This is a genomic window from Pseudarthrobacter oxydans, assembly GCF_030812335.1.
Taxonomy (GTDB): Bacteria; Actinomycetota; Actinomycetes; order Actinomycetales; family Micrococcaceae; genus Arthrobacter; species Arthrobacter oxydans_B.
Genome location: NZ_JAUSSN010000003.1, coordinates 287664 through 304307, shown reverse-complemented (window position 1 = coordinate 304307; position 16644 = coordinate 287664). Strand labels below are relative to the sequence as shown.

General features: G+C 69.9%; 16 protein-coding genes and 1 riboswitch. Of the genes, 9 read left to right on the top strand and 7 right to left on the bottom strand.

What is annotated here, in order from left to right:
• Positions 1–17 precede the first annotated feature (17 nt).
• Entirely contained in the window at positions 18–1553 is a 1536-nt protein-coding gene (locus tag J2W14_RS06625) for an RNB domain-containing ribonuclease (protein ID WP_307460126.1), read from the bottom strand.
• A 41-nt stretch (positions 1554–1594) separates the two neighbouring features.
• Between J2W14_RS06625 and J2W14_RS06620 the strand changes: the two genes are divergently transcribed.
• Positions 1595–2266, top strand: a complete 672-nt coding sequence (locus tag J2W14_RS06620) for a ferritin-like fold-containing protein (RefSeq protein WP_307460123.1) — start codon at positions 1595–1597, stop codon at positions 2264–2266.
• An 83-nt stretch (positions 2267–2349) separates the two neighbouring features.
• On the opposite strand, the gene thiE is transcribed toward J2W14_RS06620, so the two are convergent.
• The gene (gene thiE, locus J2W14_RS06615; RefSeq protein WP_307460119.1) at positions 2350–3045 is read right to left on the bottom strand and encodes a thiamine phosphate synthase; all 696 of its coding nucleotides are present in this window, start codon (positions 3043–3045) and stop codon (positions 2350–2352) included.
• Positions 3046–3071: 26 nt separating this feature from the next.
• A riboswitch (TPP riboswitch) is annotated at positions 3072–3206 on the top strand.
• Between thiE and J2W14_RS06610 the strand changes: the two genes are divergently transcribed.
• The 4 genes from J2W14_RS06610 (at position 3200) to J2W14_RS06595 (ending at position 6506) form a co-directional block, all read left to right on the top strand.
• On the top strand, positions 3200–4756 hold the full coding sequence (locus J2W14_RS06610) for an FAD-dependent oxidoreductase (protein WP_307460114.1): 1557 nt from the start codon (positions 3200–3202) through the stop codon (positions 4754–4756). (Overlaps the previous riboswitch by 7 nt.)
• Positions 4753–4989, top strand: coding sequence for a sulfur carrier protein ThiS (gene thiS, locus J2W14_RS06605; RefSeq protein WP_307460112.1), 237 nt, complete (start codon positions 4753–4755; stop codon positions 4987–4989). Before J2W14_RS06610 ends, thiS begins: the two co-directional genes overlap by 4 nt.
• 5 nt (positions 4990–4994) lie before the next feature.
• The gene (locus tag J2W14_RS06600; protein ID WP_307460109.1) at positions 4995–5813 is read left to right on the top strand and encodes a thiazole synthase; all 819 of its coding nucleotides are present in this window, start codon (positions 4995–4997) and stop codon (positions 5811–5813) included.
• Between the two features lie 18 nt (positions 5814–5831).
• On the top strand, positions 5832–6506 hold the full coding sequence (locus tag J2W14_RS06595; RefSeq protein ID WP_307460108.1) for a 4a-hydroxytetrahydrobiopterin dehydratase: 675 nt from the start codon (positions 5832–5834) through the stop codon (positions 6504–6506).
• Positions 6507–6542: 36 nt separating this feature from the next.
• On the opposite strand, the gene J2W14_RS06590 is transcribed toward J2W14_RS06595, so the two are convergent.
• From J2W14_RS06590 to J2W14_RS06580, 3 genes are all read right to left on the bottom strand, one after another.
• Positions 6543–6845 (bottom strand): hypothetical protein, encoded by a 303-nt coding sequence (locus tag J2W14_RS06590; RefSeq protein WP_307460105.1) that lies wholly within the window; start codon positions 6843–6845, stop codon positions 6543–6545.
• 69 nt (positions 6846–6914) lie between these two features.
• A complete protein-coding gene (locus J2W14_RS06585; protein WP_307460103.1) occupies positions 6915–7139 on the bottom strand; it encodes a DUF3107 domain-containing protein in 225 nt (74 codons plus the stop codon).
• Positions 7140–7191: 52 nt separating this feature from the next.
• Positions 7192–7857 (bottom strand): TetR/AcrR family transcriptional regulator, encoded by a 666-nt coding sequence (locus J2W14_RS06580; protein ID WP_307460101.1) that lies wholly within the window; start codon positions 7855–7857, stop codon positions 7192–7194.
• A gap of 84 nt (positions 7858–7941) precedes the next feature.
• Here J2W14_RS06580 and moeB point away from each other — a divergent pair, with 84 nt between their 5' ends.
• Positions 7942–9162 (top strand): molybdopterin-synthase adenylyltransferase MoeB, encoded by a 1221-nt coding sequence (moeB, locus tag J2W14_RS06575; protein WP_307460099.1) that lies wholly within the window; start codon positions 7942–7944, stop codon positions 9160–9162.
• A 69-nt stretch (positions 9163–9231) separates the two neighbouring features.
• Here moeB and J2W14_RS06570 read toward each other — a convergent pair whose 3' ends face one another.
• The gene (locus J2W14_RS06570) at positions 9232–10257 is read right to left on the bottom strand and encodes a DUF808 domain-containing protein (protein WP_307460096.1); all 1026 of its coding nucleotides are present in this window, start codon (positions 10255–10257) and stop codon (positions 9232–9234) included.
• A gap of 259 nt (positions 10258–10516) precedes the next feature.
• Here J2W14_RS06570 and J2W14_RS06565 point away from each other — a divergent pair, with 259 nt between their 5' ends.
• Complete coding sequence (locus tag J2W14_RS06565; protein ID WP_307460093.1) at positions 10517–12331, top strand: HNH endonuclease signature motif containing protein; 1815 nt, start codon at positions 10517–10519, stop codon at positions 12329–12331.
• A 152-nt stretch (positions 12332–12483) separates the two neighbouring features.
• On the opposite strand, the gene J2W14_RS06560 is transcribed toward J2W14_RS06565, so the two are convergent.
• A complete protein-coding gene (locus J2W14_RS06560; RefSeq protein ID WP_307460091.1) occupies positions 12484–13821 on the bottom strand; it encodes a glutamyl-tRNA reductase in 1338 nt (445 codons plus the stop codon).
• Positions 13822–14002: 181 nt separating this feature from the next.
• On the opposite strand from J2W14_RS06560, the gene hemE reads away from it, so the two are divergent.
• Positions 14003–15100, top strand: coding sequence for a uroporphyrinogen decarboxylase (gene hemE, locus J2W14_RS06555; protein WP_307460088.1), 1098 nt, complete (start codon positions 14003–14005; stop codon positions 15098–15100).
• A gap of 4 nt (positions 15101–15104) precedes the next feature.
• Positions 15105–16583, top strand: coding sequence for a protoporphyrinogen/coproporphyrinogen oxidase (locus J2W14_RS06550; protein WP_307460085.1), 1479 nt, complete (start codon positions 15105–15107; stop codon positions 16581–16583).
• Positions 16584–16644: the final 61 nt, after the last annotated feature.

The window sequence follows — 16644 nt, the reverse complement described above, 5'->3', positions numbered from 1 at the left end:
GGAGGGCCGGCTGTTCCCTAACCCACCAGCTCCAGCCGGACCTCGCGGGTGGCAATGTCGGAGGACACAATCCGCACCCGGACCTGGGTGCCGGGCTCCAGTTCACCGGGGCAGCGGGCGGTCACCGCGGGGTCGGCGATCTGCACGATCCCGGACGGTCCGTTGCCGTTTCCCGCCTTGGTGCCGCCGCCTCCGTTGCCGTTCTTTCCGTTCCCGTTCTTGCCGTCCGCGTTCTTCCCGTTCGCAGTCTTCCCGTTACGGGCTGGCTTGGACCCTGAAATCACGACGGCGTCGAACTCCTGGCCGACGTGGTTCACCAGAAGCGCCGCCTCGACGGTGTCGAGGGAGAGCCGCTCCAGTTTGGCGGCCAGCTGGTCCGAGGTCGCCATGATCCCCGGAAGGGAGGGAAGGGCTTCGCGGGCCCAGTCCGGGACGGCTGTGCCGTTGCTGAGCGCCTCGCAGATCACCAGGACGAACCGGTCGATCAGCCGGCGCAGCGGGGCGGTGGAGTGGGCGTAGGCAGCGCCGATGGCAGCCTGGGTGGCGGCCTCGGGCACGGTTCCGTCGAAGGGGGTGTAACCGGCGCCGCGGAACAGCATGCCGGCCGAGTGCACGATCGCCAGCTGGCGCGGGTCTGTCGGATCCAGGGTGCGCAGGTACTCGCCGTAGCTCATTTCGCCGTCCCAGGGCTTGCCCAGGGCGCGGGTCTGGCGGTGGAAGTGCCCCAGCGAGGCTTCATCCGGGGCCGGCATGGTGCGCAGGATGCCGACCTTGCCCGCCAGCATGATCTCCGCGGCGGCCATCCCCGTCATCAGGGAAATCTGGGCGTTCCAGTCCTCCACGGGCAGCGGCGGCGCAGCGGCAATCCGGTAGCCGCCGTCCGCCAGCTGTTCGATTTCCTGTTCCGGCATATTCAGGCTGGCGCCGCCGCGGAGCCGTTCGAGCTCCACCCGCTTCATCCCCACTTCCTTGAGCAGCTGCAGCACGGGCGCGGCGGTCCCGGCGTCGAGCTCGGCCTGCACCCCCCGGTAGCTGAGCTTCGCCCGGCTGCGGACCGTCGCGCGGCGGACCAGCACCGCGGACACCTCGGCCGCGGCGTCCAGCTCGAATTCCCACACGAACGCGGCGCACAACTGGCCGGCGAGCAGGCTGCCGGCTTCTTCGCTGATGATTTCCGGATGCAGCGGAATCCGGCCGTCAGGGGTGTAGTAGGTCTGGCCGCGGCGGCGGGTTTCGGCGTCGAGCGCCCCGCCGGGGACCACAAAGGAGGGGACGTCGGCGATCGCGTAGAAGACCTTGTAGCCCTCACCGGAACGGTCGATGAAGAGGGCCTGGTCCAGGTCGGTGGAGGACGCCGGATCGATCGTCACGAACTCGATATGCGTGAAATCCAGCTCCGGCAGCTCGTGCCCGGCGACGGCCTCCTTGGCTTCCCGGAGCGCGTCCTCGGGGAAGGGCCCCGGCAGCTCCAGCGTCGTGCGCAGCGCGTTGAGCGCCTCGGCAAGTTGGTTTTTCTGCTGGTGGACATTCGGGGTCAAGCGATGATGGGACACGAAAATCAGATTAGCTCCATTTGCGCCATTAGTCTTGGATCATGAGCACATCCCCGGCTGATCCTGCCCGTTACAACACGTTCCTGATGGATCTGCTCGGCGTCATGGCCTACGGCGAGCTGTCCGCCTTCGAACGGCTCTCCTCCGATGCCCGGTATTCACCCACCCTGCACGACCGTGCGGTGCTGGGCCGGCTCGCCGTGATCGAGTTCCAGCACTACGAGCTCGTGAGCGCCAAACTCGACGCTATGGGCCTGGACGCGGAGGCCGCCATGCTGCCGTTCCAGCCGTCCGTGGACCATTTCCACGAACGCACCCGCCCGGCGGACTGGTACGAATCGCTGATGAAGGCCTACGTGATCGACACAGTCTCCGCCGATTTCTACCGCGCCATTTCCCGCTACGTCGACGCCGGAACCCGGGCCCTGGTGGAGCAGATCCAGGCCGACGGGGGAGCCACGGAGGTGCTGCGCGAGCGGCTCAAGACAGCCCTCGCCGACGACCCGCGGCTGGCCTCGCGGCTGGCACTGTGGGCCAGGCGCCTGCTCGGGGAAGCGCTGACCCAGGCGCAGCGGGTGAGTTTTGAGCACTCGTTCGTCGGGGGCCTGGTCGGCGCGGACGAGGACCGGTCCAAGGAACTTGTCCGCGAGCTGATGGACGAACTGGCCGCGAACCACTCCCGCCGGATGACCCAGCTCGGCCTGGCTGGCTGACCGGACGCCCGAACGGTCAAGGCCGGTCCGGGGCCGGGCCGGGGCGGGCCTGGCCGGGATCGGTTCCGCGCGTGAGCCGCGGTTCAGTTCCCTGCGGCGTCGAGGGCCGCGAGCAGGGCCCGGGCGGCGTCCGCGGGATCGTCGGCGTCGGTGATGGCGCGGACCACCACGATCCTGCGCGCGCCGGCCTCCACCACCTGCTCCACGTTTCCGAGGTCAATGCCGCCGATCGCGAACCACGGCACCTCTCCCGCGATCTTGCCCTCGTCCGAGCGGGCCGCCCGGCGGGCGGCGTCGGCCGCGTAGCGCACCAGCTCAAGTCCGACGGCGGCGCGCCCCGGCTTGGTGGGGGTGGCCCACACCGGCCCGACACAGAAGTAGTCCAGGCCGCTGCGGCCGGGGGCGGCGGCGATGGCCGCGTCCACCTGGTCCGGGCTGTGGGTGGAGAGCCCGATCACGGTGTCCTTGCCGAGGAAGTCCCGCGCGGCCCCCAGGGGGATGTCCTTCTGCCCGATGTGGAACACCGGAGCCCCGGAAAGCGAGGCGAGGTCCGCCCGGTCGTTGACGGCCCAGAGCCGGCCGTGCCGGCGGGCCGCCTCGTGCAGGACCTCCAGGAGTTCCAGCTCCTCGGCCGCCTCCAAGGACTTGTCGCGCAGCTGGATGATGTCAACACCGCCGGCAAAGGCCGCGTCCGCGAAGTCCGCAAAGTCGCCGCGGTCCCGGCGGGCACCGGTGCAAAGGTAAAGGCGGGCAGTGGTGTGGGCGGCATCCTGGCTCATGCCTCCAGCCTAGTTCCTCTAAACTGGGCGAATACCGCGGGAGCCCGCCGCCGCCGGTCACGCCACAGGCGTCCGGCACCGGCAGGCTGAGAGGGCGTTAGAGCCGACCGCTTGACCTGATCCGGTTAGTACCGGCGTAGGGAAGGAATCCTCCATGGGCCCCCCATCCGCCCTCGGCCTGTCCGCGGCAGCTGACACTGGCACGGACGCTGTGACGCCCGATGACGCCGAAACCCGGGAATGTTACGACGTCGCCGTGATCGGCGGCGGAGTTGTCGGCCACGGGATCGCGTGGGCGGCGAGACTCTCAGGCCGTTCGGTCGCCTTGATCGACGACGCCCCCGGAAGCGGCGCCAGCTGGGCCGCCGCCGGCATGCTCGCCCCGGTGAGTGAACTGCACTACCAGGAGGAGACCCTCCTGGAGCTCATGCTCGAATCCTCCCGCCTCTGGCCGGCTTTCGCCGCCGCACTGGACGGCGAACCGGCCGCCACGCTGGACGCGGGACAGGCCGCCGGCGCCGGAGGCGCACGGACGGACACCGGCACGGGATATCTCACGACGCCGACCCTCGCCGTGGGGGCCGACGCAGCCGACCGCCGGGCGCTCGCGGACCTGCGCGCCGTCCAGCAGGCGCACGGCCTCGCCGTGGAGCCGCTGACCGTCCGTGAAGCGCGGGTGCGGGAACCCCTACTGAGCCCTGGTATCTCCTGTGCTTTCGACATTCCCGCCGACCACCAGGTGGACCCCCGCCGGCTACTCACCCGGATCGGCGAGCTCCTCGCCGCCGACGGACAATGCCGCACCATCAGCAGGCGCGCTGCCGGCTTGATCTGGACGGACGGGCGCGTGGCCGGCGCCAGCCTCGCCGGCGGCGGCAGCGTTCGGGCCACGGAAACCATTGTGGCGAACGGCCTGGGCGCCGCCGCGCTGGAGGGCCTGCCCGCCGGACTCCGGTTGCCGCTGCGGCCGGTCCACGGCGACATCCTCCGGCTCCGGGTGCCGGAAAGACTGCGGCCGCTGCTGACCTCCACGGTACGGGGACTGGTCCGCGGCGTCCCGGTCTACATCGTTCCCCGGCAGGACGGCACGGTGGTGATCGGCGCCACCCAGCGGGAGGATGCCCTGGGTGCCGAAAGCCCGACGGCGGCCCCGGCAGGCGGCAACCCTGCCGGCGCCGCCCCCGAGGCAGGCGGAAGCAGAGCCGGCGCGGCCGTGTCCGCCGGCGGCGTCTACCAGCTGCTGCGCGACGCCCAGCAGCTGGTCCCCGCCGTCGCCGAACTGGAACTGCTCGAGGCCACCGCGAGAGCCCGTCCCGGAACCCCGGACAACGCGCCGTTGCTGGGCCGCGTCGCCGAACCGGGGGGTCACAGCGACGTTGCGGGACTGATCATCGCCACCGGGTTCTTCCGGCACGGAATCCTGCTCACCCCCGCCGCCGCGGAGATCTGCCGGCAGCTGCTGGACGGCGTCGCGGACCCGCGCTGGGCGCACTTCAGGCCGGACCGGTTCGCCAACGGCACGCAGGACCCGGGCACACAGGACCCGGGCACAGAGGACACCGGCACAGAGGATTCCCGCACACAGGACACCGTTCCGCCGGCCGCGGGACCGCCGGAAACAACCCCTGGGATCAGAGCCCCCCGAATCACAGCACCCCGCAACACCACCCACCCGGACTCCACCCCTGAGCACAGCAAGGAAACGGTATGAACATCAGACTGAACGGAACCGAGCACGCGCTCCCCGAGGGCGCCTCGGTCAGCACCCTCGTCAGCCAGATCACCGGCCGGCCGCTGGCCCCGAACGGCCAGTCTGCGGACGGCGGGAAACTCGGGGTCGCCGTGGCCCGCAACGCGGAGGTCGTTCCCCGCAGCCAATGGCACGGCACCGCGCTCGCCGATGGCGACGACGTCGAGCTGGTCACGGCGGTGCAGGGAGGATGAGCAGCATGGCGGAAACCACAAGGGCAGCGGCCCCGGCAGTCGTACCGGCCGCGGCAGATCCCTTCACGGTCGACGGCGTGCAGCTGGGGTCCCGACTGATCATGGGCACCGGCGGGGCGCCGAGCCTGGACGGTCTGGGCGCCGCGCTGCTGGCCTCCGGCACCGAACTGACCACCGTCGCGATGCGGCGCTACTCGCCCGCGGAGGCCGGGTCGCTGTTCCAGCTGCTGCTGGACCACAACATCAGGGTGCTGCCCAACACCGCGGGCTGCTTCACCGCCAGGGACGCCGTCCTGACCGCCGAGCTGGCCCGCGAAGCCCTCGAAACGGACTGGGTGAAGCTGGAAGTCATTGCCGACGAGCACACCCTGCTGCCGGACGCCGTGGAACTCGTCGAGGCCACCGAACAGCTGGTGGGCCGCGGGTTCAAGGTCTTCGCGTACACCAACGACGACCCGGTGCTGGCCCTGCGGCTGGAAAACCTCGGCGCCGCCGCGGTGATGCCCCTGGGCTCACCGATCGGCACAGGCCTGGGCATCCTGAATCCGCACAACATCGAACTGATCGTCTCGCGGGCCTCCGTGCCGGTGGTCCTGGACGCCGGGATAGGCACCGCCTCCGACGCCGCCCTGGCCATGGAGCTTGGCTGCGACGCCGTCCTGCTGGCGACGGCAGTGACCCGGGCGCAGAATCCGGTGCTGATGGGGGAGGCCTTCAAGCATGCCGTGATCGCCGGTAGGCTGGCCAAAAGGGCCGGCAGGATCCCGCGCCGGGAGCACGCGCTGGCGTCCTCGGCGATGGAGGGCCGGGCCGAATTCCTCTAGGCATGGAAGGAGCCCGCCATGGCAGCCACCGACGACATCCTCGACGAGGGCCAGGTCGACGCGGCCCTGGCGGAACTGCCGGACTGGAGGTACCGGCTCGGCGGTCTCGTCACGGCCTACAAGGCACCGACAGCGGCCGCGGCGCTGGAACTGATTGCCGCCGTCGGACGCCTCGCCGAAGAACAGAACCACCACCCGGACCTGGACTGGCGCTACAACCGGGTCTTCCTGCGGTACAGCTCCCACGACGCCGGGGACGAAGTCACGCGGCGGGACGTCGCGGCCGCCACGGCCGCGGGGGCGGCAGCAGCCGCTGTCGGCGCCACCGCGGAACCCGGCCTGCACCGGACTGTGGAGGTGGCCATCGACTCCGAGGACCCGGCCGCCATCGCGGAGGTCTGGCGGGTGGCCCTCGGCTACCGCCGCGGAGGCGCGAATGACCTGGTGGACCCCTACGGGCGCGGCCCGACGCTCTGGTTCCAGGAGACCTCCACCCCCAACCCCAACCGGATGCACCTGGACATCCACCGCAGCAGGGCCGAGTCGGGTCCCGTGCTGGAGAAGACGGCGGCTGCCGGGGCTTTAATGAACCATGACCACGCACCCAACTGGGTGGTGGTCACGGATGCGCAGGGAAACCAGCTGTGCCTGTGCACTGAGGCAGGCCACGGAACCGGAGCGCCGGAGGCCTGAGCCGCGGCAGTCCGGTGCCCGCTGCCCGGCAAGCGGCTAGTAGCGCAGGATGGCGGTGAGCCGTGCGGTGTCGCGGCTGGTGCGCGTTTTGCCCAGGTACAGCACGGCCGCCGCGGAGGCGGCGGCGCCCAGGACCATGGGCAGCACCCATGGAATCCAGGTCAGGCCCGGCTGGTACCCAAGCCCGGCGGCCATGAACACGATCCAGCTCAGCATCCCGACCGTCAGCGACACCCCGGCCGGCACGGCGATGCCGTACTTGGCGTGGCGCTTGTCGTTGGCCCACACCACAAAGCCCGCGGCCACGGTCACCAGGGCAACCACAATCAGGGAAAGCATGTCGGGACTCCTTGCGGATCGGGGCGCCGGCCGGCAGCGGTGCTGCCGGCGCACAGGGGTAGCAGGTGGTTAGAGCGCGCCGAAGCCGACGCGGCGGACTTCCTCGGCGCCGATTTCAACATAACCCAGGACGTTCGCGGGAATGATGATCAGGCGGCCCTTTTCATCCGTCAGGCGCAGTTCCGTGCCCTTCGCGATGGCCTCGCCGACCACCTTGGCGACGGCGTCGGCCTCCTGGGACGATTCCAGGACAATTTCGCGGCCGATGTTCTGTATGCCGATCTTTACTTCCACAGCAAGGCCTCCCAGCCAATCAAAGTTCTCAGGTGTTATGTCTATTTGTAGTCTAGGTTTCCTTGGGGAAGCGGGAGATTCCGCGCCAAGCTAAACGGTAGATCAGATCGCTGGCCACATCGAGGTCAAGATTGCCGTCGGTTTCCAGCCAGTACCGGGCGCTGACCTGCGCCATTCCGGCGAGCCCGCGGCCCAGCAACTGGGACTCCAGTTCGGGCAGCTTGGTGTCCTCGGCGATGACGCGGGCGACGGCGTCGGCGAAGGTCTTGTTGAACGCTTCCAGCCGGGCGCTGACATCGGCGTCGTTGACGAGGTCGGATTCGAAGACGAGCCGGTGGGCCTGGTCGTCGCTGGCGATGAAGCGGAAGTAGGCCCGCATGACGGCCTGGACGCGTTCGTCGTTGTCCGTGGTGGAGTTGAGGGCGCCGAGCAGCAGCTCAATCAGTTTGCTCAGCTGGCTGTCGAGCAGGGCCAGGTATAGCTCGCGTTTGGACGGGAAATGCTGGTACAGCACGGGCTTGCTGACATGGGCGGTCTCGGCGATTTCGTCCATCGCGGCTCCGTGGTAGCCGTTGGCAACGAACACTTCCTGGGCCGCCGCGAGCAACTGTGCCCGACGTTCATCGCGGGGAAGCCGCGCCGATCGCTGTCCGCTGCGTGCCGGGACGTCCGGTGACTTTCCGGCATGACCCCGCTCAACCGGTGCCTGATGAACCACTGTCGGCCTTCTTTCGCTTGCTGTTACGTCTACTTTACGTGCCGGTAATATGACCTGGCGGCATCTTCGGGCATAGATTGAAGTATGGCTTCCAAGTTCACCCCCAGCACAGGCCCCGCAACCCCGGAAACTGCGCCCGTGGCGCCCGGACCGCTGGTGGAACCGGCCGACGGACTGAGCCCGGACGAGGTGGAACGGTACTCCCGGCACCTGATCATCCCGGAGATCGGGTCCATCGGGCAGCGCCGCCTGAAAAATGCCAAGGTCCTCGTGATCGGCGCCGGCGGCCTGGGCTCTCCGGCGCTGCTGTACCTGGCGGCCGCCGGCGTGGGCACCCTGGGAATCGTCGACGACGACACCGTGGACCTGAGCAACCTCCAGCGCCAGGTGATCCACGGCGTGGCGGATGTGGGCCGGCCCAAGATCGAGTCGGCGCGCGACGCCATTGCCGCCCTGAACCCGCTCGTGGAGGTCCGGCTGCACAATGTCCGGCTGGACGCCTCCAACGCCCTGGAGCTGTTTGCCGGCTACGACCTCATCCTGGACGGCGCCGACAACTTCGCCACCCGCTACCTCGTGAACGATGCCGCGGCGATCCTCGGCAAGCCATACGTCTGGGGTTCGATCTTCCGCTTCGACGGGCAGGTCAGCGTCTTCTGGGAACACTTCGGCCCCACCTACCGGGACCTGTACCCGGAGGCGCCCCCCGCCGGCTCCGTGCCGTCCTGCGGCGAAGGCGGCGTGTTCGGGATGCTCTGCGCCGCCGTCGGCTCGCTCATGGTGACGGAGGCCGTCAAGCTGATCACCGGCGTCGGGCGTTCCCTGCTGGGCCGCGTGGCGCTCTTCGACGCCCTGGGCGGGACCTGGCGCGAAATCAAGGTCTCCCGGGATCCCGAGGCGGAGCGGATCACGGAACTGACCGACTACGAGGCATTCTGCGGCATCACCCCGGCCGCGGAGGCGGGCACCGAACACACCGTGACCGCAACGCAGCTGGCCACCATGCTGGCTTCCCGCACGGCCGGACTCAAGGACTTCCACCTGGTCGATGTGCGGGAAACAGGGGAGTACGAGATCGTCCGGATCGACGGGGCCGTGCTGATTCCGCAGGGCCGGATCCTTGCCGGTGAGGCCTGGAATGAGCTGCCGCAGGACATGGACATCGTGTTCCATTGCAAGGGCGGGACCCGGTCCGCGGCCGTCCTCGCAGCCGCCCGGGCTGCCGGGTATGAGCGCGTCAGCCACCTCGACGGCGGAATCCTGGCCTGGGTGCGGGACGTGGAGCCGGACAAACCGGTCTACTGACCGGGTCAGTCTGGAGTGAATCCGATGCGTTGTGATCGTCCGCCTATCTCTTCCCCCGGTGGGGACGAGCTAGGAGGCGGGATCGTCATTACGTTTCGTCGGCCGATAGCCGGCGAGTTCGGCGCGGATGTCGCCCTCCTCGTGCCCGCCCTTCTTTTTGCCGAATGGCAGCACTTTTAGCAGCGGGTGCACGATAGCCATGACGAGGAGGCCCCAAGCGAGTCCGAGGACGGCCGAGCACAGGGTGTTCACGAGCCAGGCCAGGAAGCCGCCGAGCACCGGGATCCCGGCGACAGGAGCCTCGAGGACGTGGACCAGGTCATACGGCACGTGCCAGCCGAGGTCGTAGGCCCCCTGCAGCATGATGTGACCGCCCACCCACAGCATGGCGACCGTCCCGATAACGGTGATCGTGGTCAGCACGGAGGGCATCCCCTTGACGAGCAGCTCGCCGAAGCGCTGGGAGCCTGCAGAGTCCTTGGCTGCCAGGTGCAGGCCGATGTCGTCCATCTTCACAATGAGAGCGACGGCGCCGTACACGAGCACCGTGATCGCGAGCGCCACGACCACCAGGATGACCGCCCGGGCCCACAAGGACTCGGCGGACACTTCGTTCATCGCGATGACCATGATTTCGCAGGAAAGGATGAAGTCGGTGGTGATGGCGCCCTTGGTGACCTTGGCCTCCGCCTCCGGGCCCCGGTCGACCGCCGGCGTCTCTTCTTCGGCTGCGTGGTGGCCGCGGAGCTTGTGCCAGACCTTCTCGGCCCCCTCGTAGCAGAGGTAGGTGCCGCCCAGCATGAGGATGAACGGAATGACCCCCGGGATGAAGGCGCTGATGAGCAGCAGCGCCGGCAGGATGATAAACAGTTTGTTTCGGAGCGAGCCCCAGAAGATCCGCTTGATCATCGGCAGTTCGCGGGACGGGTCCGCCCCGGACACGTATTGCGGGGTGACGGCGGCATCGTCGATGACCACGCCCGCGGCCTTGGCCCCCGCCTTGGCGGCTCCGGCCGCGACGTCGTCCACGGAGGCGGCCGCTATGCGGGCCAGGGCTGCGATGTCGTCCAGCAGGGCGACCAGGCCGCCGCTCACAGCTCGCTTCCGTACTGCTTGAAGGCGGACGGCTGGACGAGGTTGCCTCGGTCAAGGCGCGTTATTGGCATACTCGGATTATATGGTGGCGGGCAGCCCTTCGTCGGGAGCGGCGTGAGCGACACCGAGCGATCACAGAAAGTCATCACTATGCGCTGAACTCCACAGCACAGTGGCGTGGATCGCTGCCGTCACCGACAATCGCACGGTCATCGCCAGTTCCATCAAAACTGTCGTAGCCATCTTCTAGCCTGAGCGTATGGAAAGCACGGTGTGGAGTGCGGAGAGCAGGGAGGCCCTGGCGGCCGTCGCCGCGTCCGTCGCCGCGCTGGCTGCAATCAGCGGCGCCGGCGCGGGCCATGCTGATCAGTCGGGCATTGATCAGCCGGGCACTGATCAGCCGGGCACTGATCAGTCCGGCCCCGTTCCGTTCCGCGATGCCGAGTCGCTGCGGGACGCCGAGCTTGATCCTTGGGCTGATCCGTTGCGGGATCGGGCGGAGGCGTGCCTGGACGGGCTCGCCGAGGCGGCGCGGGAGGAGGCCCGGTTCGCGGCGCTGAAGGTGCGGCTGACCGCGGATTACGCGGAGGCGACCCGGGCGATGGCGTCCCCGACGGCGTCCCTTCATGACCGCACCGTCCAGGAGATGGCGATGGTCGCGGAGCTCGCGTGTGTCCTGACGGTCAGCGAACACGCCGCCGGCGCCCTGCTGGATCAGAGCCAGGCCCTGACCACGCAGCTGCCGCTGACCCTGGACGCGTTGCAGGACGGGACGATCTCCTGGGCCCACGCCCGGATCCTCGTCGATGAAACCGCCGGCCTGGGCCCGGAACGGGCGGCGGCGCTGGAGGCGCACTTCCTGGACCCCGACGCGCCCCACCCGGCCCGCGGATGCCCCGCCGGGGAACTCGTCCCGGGACGCTTCCGCGCCAAATCCCGCACCTGGCGCGAACGCCACCACCCGGACAGCATCGAGAAACGCCACACCAGGTCCGCGAAGGACCGGCGGGTCGAGTTCGGTCCGGACCGGGACGGGATGGCCTGGTTCTCCGCGTACTTGCCGGCGGTGACGGCCGCGGGGATCTGGGAACGGACCACCGCCGCGGCCCGCGCGCTCCAGGGCCCGGCCGAGACCCGGACCCTGACCCAGCTCCGCGCCGACGTCGCCGCGTCTTTGCTCCTGAACTACGGCGGCGGCGCTGATGTCAACGGCCTGGCCGGGGATGTGCCGGTGCCGCGGGCGCAGGTCCTGATCACCGTCCCGGTCCTGTCCCTGCTCGGTGCCACCGGGGAGCCGGCGATGCTGGACGGGTACGGGCCGATCCCGCCGTCCATGGCCCGGGCCCTGATCGCCGACGGCGCGGAGTCCTTCCACCGCGTCCTGACCGACCCCCGCGACGGCGCGCCGCTGGAAATCGGCCGGACCAACTACCGCCTCACGAAGGCCATGCGCCAGTGGCTCCGGCTCCGCGACGGCCGGTGTCCCTTCCCGGGCTGCAACAACCCGTCCCTGGACAACGAGGCCGACCACCTCCTGGCCTGGGCCGACGGAGGCACCACCGGCATCACCAACCTCGGCCAGCCCTGCCGGAAACACCACGGCCTCAAACACGGCTCCGGATGGACCCCCTCCGGAGCCAGCAAAGACAAACCACCCGGCTGGACCTCACCCTCCGGCCGGTACTATCCCAGCGAACAGCAGGACTGGGAACCACCCGACTGGCCACCAAACCTCCTGCCGGCCACGGACACACTCCCGGACCCGGGCCAGGGCCAAAGCCTGCCCCCGGATCCAAGACCATATCCGGACCCGGATCCCGAACTGGCCCTGACGGCGCATCCAGGTTGGAATCCCGAACTGGACCTGCCCGCGCACCCCGGCTGGGATACCGATCTGGACCCGCCGCCGGATCCCGGCCGGGATCCCGACTGTGATCCCGACGTGGACGCGCCCCCGGACCCCGGCCGGGACCCCGACCTGGAACTGCCCCCGGATCCCTTCCCGGACTGGCACCTATTCACGGCCTGGCACCCCTGGCCGAACGCAGACACCGGCCACCAGGCCTGTCTCTGAATTAGTGCGTGACAGGTTGGCATGCTGAATCATGTCGCGGACCGGTGTCCTGGCGGATGCCCAGGGGTAGCGTAATTGAATCGTTGATGCCGAGTTTCGACGGGAAGCCGTCTGATCGCTGAAGGCATTATCTGCCCCGGTGGGAGCGCCGCTTAAGCGATTTCCCGCACGCTGCCCGGTGCGGAAGGGTCCTGGTGTTCAACCGGGCATCCGGCGTCGGCCGCTTTTGCCACGGGCTGTTCGACCGTGATGCCGTACAGCGCCTCCAGGGCGGCCACGTAGTCTTCCTGCTGACCGTTGGCGGCGAGCTCGCGGGCCCGGACAGTGGGAACGTGCAGCAGCTGCTTGACCATCCGGCGGAGCGCGAACTCGACTTCCTCGGCCGCGGCGGTGCAGCCGTGGCGGGCCCGGACCTTTTCCATTTCCGCGTCCAGCACATTCATGGTGTGACGGCGCAGGGCGACAATGGCCGAGTCCACCGAGCGGGCCTCGCGTTCCTGCTCGAAGGCGCTGGCCGCGCCGGCCACTATGCTGCTGGCCTGGGCCAGCGATTCGGACTGTTCCTGCGGGGCGGCCAGGCGCACCGATTCCAGCGTGAGCAGTTCGACGCCGTCGAGTCCGCCAACGGCGGGATCAAAATCGTGGGTGAGGGCGAGGTCGATGGCGATCAGGGGCTGGGGCGAGGACGCCCGGACCATGGCCAGCTCGGATGCTTCAACGCGGGTGTCCGCGCCGCTGCAGCCGATCATGACGTCGGCGGCGGCCACGGCGGCCGGGAGGCTGTCGCCGTCCAGCGCGGTCCCGCCGCGGGTGGCGACGAAACCGGCGGCGCGTCCCGAGGAGGAGTACACGGACACGTCCGTGCAGCCGCGTTCACGCAGCAGCGACATGGTGGCGCCGGCGTAGGCGCCGGTGCCGAACACCACGACCTTTTTGGTGGACCAGTCGGGGACTTCGGAGAGTTCGGTCGCGAGGTCAAGGGCCACGGAGACCACCGAGAGGCCGCGGGCGCCCAGGGCCGTCTGCGCTCCGACGTCCTTGGCGGTCTTCGACGCCGCCTGAAAGAGGCGGACAAGCCCGGGGCTGGCCGTGCCTTCGTGCTGGGCCGTAATCAGGGCCCGCCGGACCTGGCCGGCTATTTCGCGTTCCCCGACGACGGCGGAGTCCAGCCCGGAGCTGACGGAGAACAGGTGCTGGGTGACGTCCGCGCCTGTGCGGGTGCTGAAGGAACGCGCCACGAGCTGTTCGTTGAGTCCGGTGGAGCCGCTGAGCTGGGCGATGAGGGCCAGGCGGGCGTCTTCGACGTCGTCCTGCCGGTGGGCTTCACCGTAAATTTCGAAACGGTTGCAGGTGGCGAGCACAATGGCACCCGCCACGGCCGGCGATCCGGCGAGGGCGGATGTGGCGAGCTCGGAAGCACCGGTGCTCAGTAGAGCAACGGTCTCGAGGTCGATGTCGGCGTGGGTCGCCACCAGAGAAAAAAGAACCACAGCATCACAATCATAGCTTTTTCGTTCCCGCGTAGAACAACAGCCCGGCGTGCGACTGCACACGCGGGGCTGTGATTCCCGCCACGGCCGGGGCGCAGGCTGGGCGCAGCCCGGGTCGCTGCCCATGTCGGTGACAGGCTGTCGTTATCTTTTGGGGCTGATTTTCGGCACAATCGAAGTCATGACTCCTCGCGCTGCGGCAACTCCTGAACTCTCCGGCCTTGACGCCGGGCACCCTCTGATGGACGGCCGCACCGCGGATTCCCCGCTGATCACCGCCTACCGCGGCGGCAAGCCCTCGCGCCGTCCGGTGTGGTTCATGCGCCAGGCCGGTCGCTCGTTGCCCGAATACCTCAAGCTGCGCGAGGGGGTCGCGATGCTGGACTCCTGCCTGCGGCCGGACCTGGCCTCCGAGATCACCCTGCAGCCGGTCCGCCGTCACGACGTCGACGCCGCCATCTTCTTCTCCGATATCGTGATTCCGCTCAAGCTGGCCGGAGTCGGCGTGGACATTGTTCCCGGCGTCGGTCCCGTGCTGGAGAAGCCGGTCCGCACCGCGGCCGACGTCGCCGCCCTGCCCCAGCTGACCTGGGAAGCCCTCGAACCCATCCGCGAAGCCGTCCGGCTCACCGTGGCCCAGCTGGGGAAGACCCCGCTGATCGGCTTCGCCGGCGCGCCGTTCACGCTCGCGGCCTACATGGTCGAAGGAAAGCCCTCCCGCGACCACCTCGGCCCGCGCACCATGATGCACGCCGACCCGGAGACCTGGACCGCGCTGGCCAACTGGGCCGCGGACGCCTCCGGCATGTTCCTGCGGGCCCAGCTGGAAGCCGGTGCTTCCGCCGGCCAGCTCTTCGACTCCTGGGCAGGATCCCTCGGCCTGGCCGACTACAAACGCTTCGTCGCCCCGGCCTCCACCCGCGCACTGGATCACGTGCGTGACCTCGGCGCCCCGCTGATCCACTTCGGCACCGGCACCTCGGAACTGCTCGTCGCCATGCGCGACGTCGGCGTCGACGTCGTCGGGGTGGACTACCGGCTGCCGCTGGATGAAGCCAACCGCCGGCTGGGCGGCACGGTGCCGCTGCAGGGCAACATCGACCCGGCCCTGCTGTCCGCGCCGTGGGAGGTGCTGGAAGCCCACGTCCGCGACGTTATCGCCGCCGGCGCCGCAGCCCCCGGCCACGTGCTGAACCTCGGCCACGGTGTGCCGCCGGAAACCGATCCCGACGTGCTGACGCGCGTCGTCAAACTCATCCACTCGATCTCCCCGGAGTAAGCGCGTGGAGGCAGCCCGCGGTACCGCCGGGGACACCGCAGCGCCCACCGCCGTGGTGGTGGGCGGCGGGATCTCCGGCCTGCTGGCCGCCCGCGAACTGGCCCGCGCCGGCGTCCGCACCACGGTCCTGGAGGCCTCCGGCGCGTGGGGCGGCTGCGTCGGCAGCCATGTCGTAGCCGGCCTGACCCTGGACAGCGGCGCCGAGTCCTTCGCCACCCGGTCCTCCGCCGTCGCGGATCTCGCCGCCGAACTGGAGCTGGCCGGGAAGATCGTCGCCCCGCGGCCGGGCGGCGCCTGGGTCCAGTTGCCCGACGGTCCGCGCGAACTTCCCCGCACCGGAGTCCTAGGCATCCCGGCCAACCCCTGGGACCCGGAAGTCCGCCGCTCCCTCGGCCTGCTGGGTTCGCTCCGGGCCTCGCTCGACAAGCTGCTGCCCGCCTCGCTGGGGACCCGGGACGAGGCCGTGAGCGTCTCGGCCCTGGTCCGCGCGCGGATGGGACGGCGCGTGCTCGACCGCCTCGTGGCGCCCGTCGTCGGCGGCGTCCACTCCGCAGACCCGGACGTCCTGGACATCGACATGGTGGCCCCCGGCCTGCGTGCCGGGATCCGGGACCACGGCTCCCTGGCCGCCGCCGTCGGGGCGCAACGTCGTGGCGCCCCGGCAGGGGGAGGGCCTGTGCCCGGGGCGCCGTCACCGGCGCTGCAGAAGGCGGGATCGGCCGTGGCGGGACTGCGCGGCGGAATGCACACCCTGATCCCGGCCCTGCTGGCCGAGCTGCGCCGCCAGGGCGTGACGCTGCTCGGCGGCACCCGGGCCGACACCGTGGAGCGCACTGCCGGCGGCTGGCGGGTCACCGCAGGCGGCACCGCCTACGACGCCGGGCTCCTGGTCGTCGCCGTGGAAGGCCCGGCCGCCATCGAACTGCTCTCCGGCGCCCTGCCGGAGCTGGCCGGCCACCGCCCCGAGCCCGGACCCGATGTCAGTCTGGTCACGCTCGTGGTGGACCTGCCCCAGCTCGACGCCCGGCCGCGCGGCACCGGAGTCCTGGTCGCGCCGCAGAGCCCCGGAATCCAGGCCAAGGCCCTCACCCACGCCACCGCCAAATGGGAGTGGCTGGCCGAGCAGACCGGCCCCGGCACCCACGTTGTCCGGCTGTCCTACGGCCGCGGTGACACCCGGCACGGAGCCGCGGTCCGGCCGGAACCCCGCACCGACACGGAGCTGTTCGAGGCGGCCTTGAAGGACGCCTCCGCCCTGCTCTCCGTTCCGGTCACCGCCGGCGACGTGGTGGACTGGGACGTTGTGCGCTGGGGCGGTGCACTGCCGTTCGCCTCGCTCGGTCACAAGCGCCGCGTCGCGGAGGTGCGCAGCATCTGCGCGGCGGACGGCACCCTGGCAATAGTGGGCGGCTGGCTGTCCGGCAACGGCCTGGCCGCGATCGTGGCCGACACCCCGCACCAGGTCCGGACGCTGCTGCCCTGAGTGGTGCCGGAGCCCGTTAACCGGGCGCCGCTCCGGCCGCCCGGACACCCATAAAAAGCGG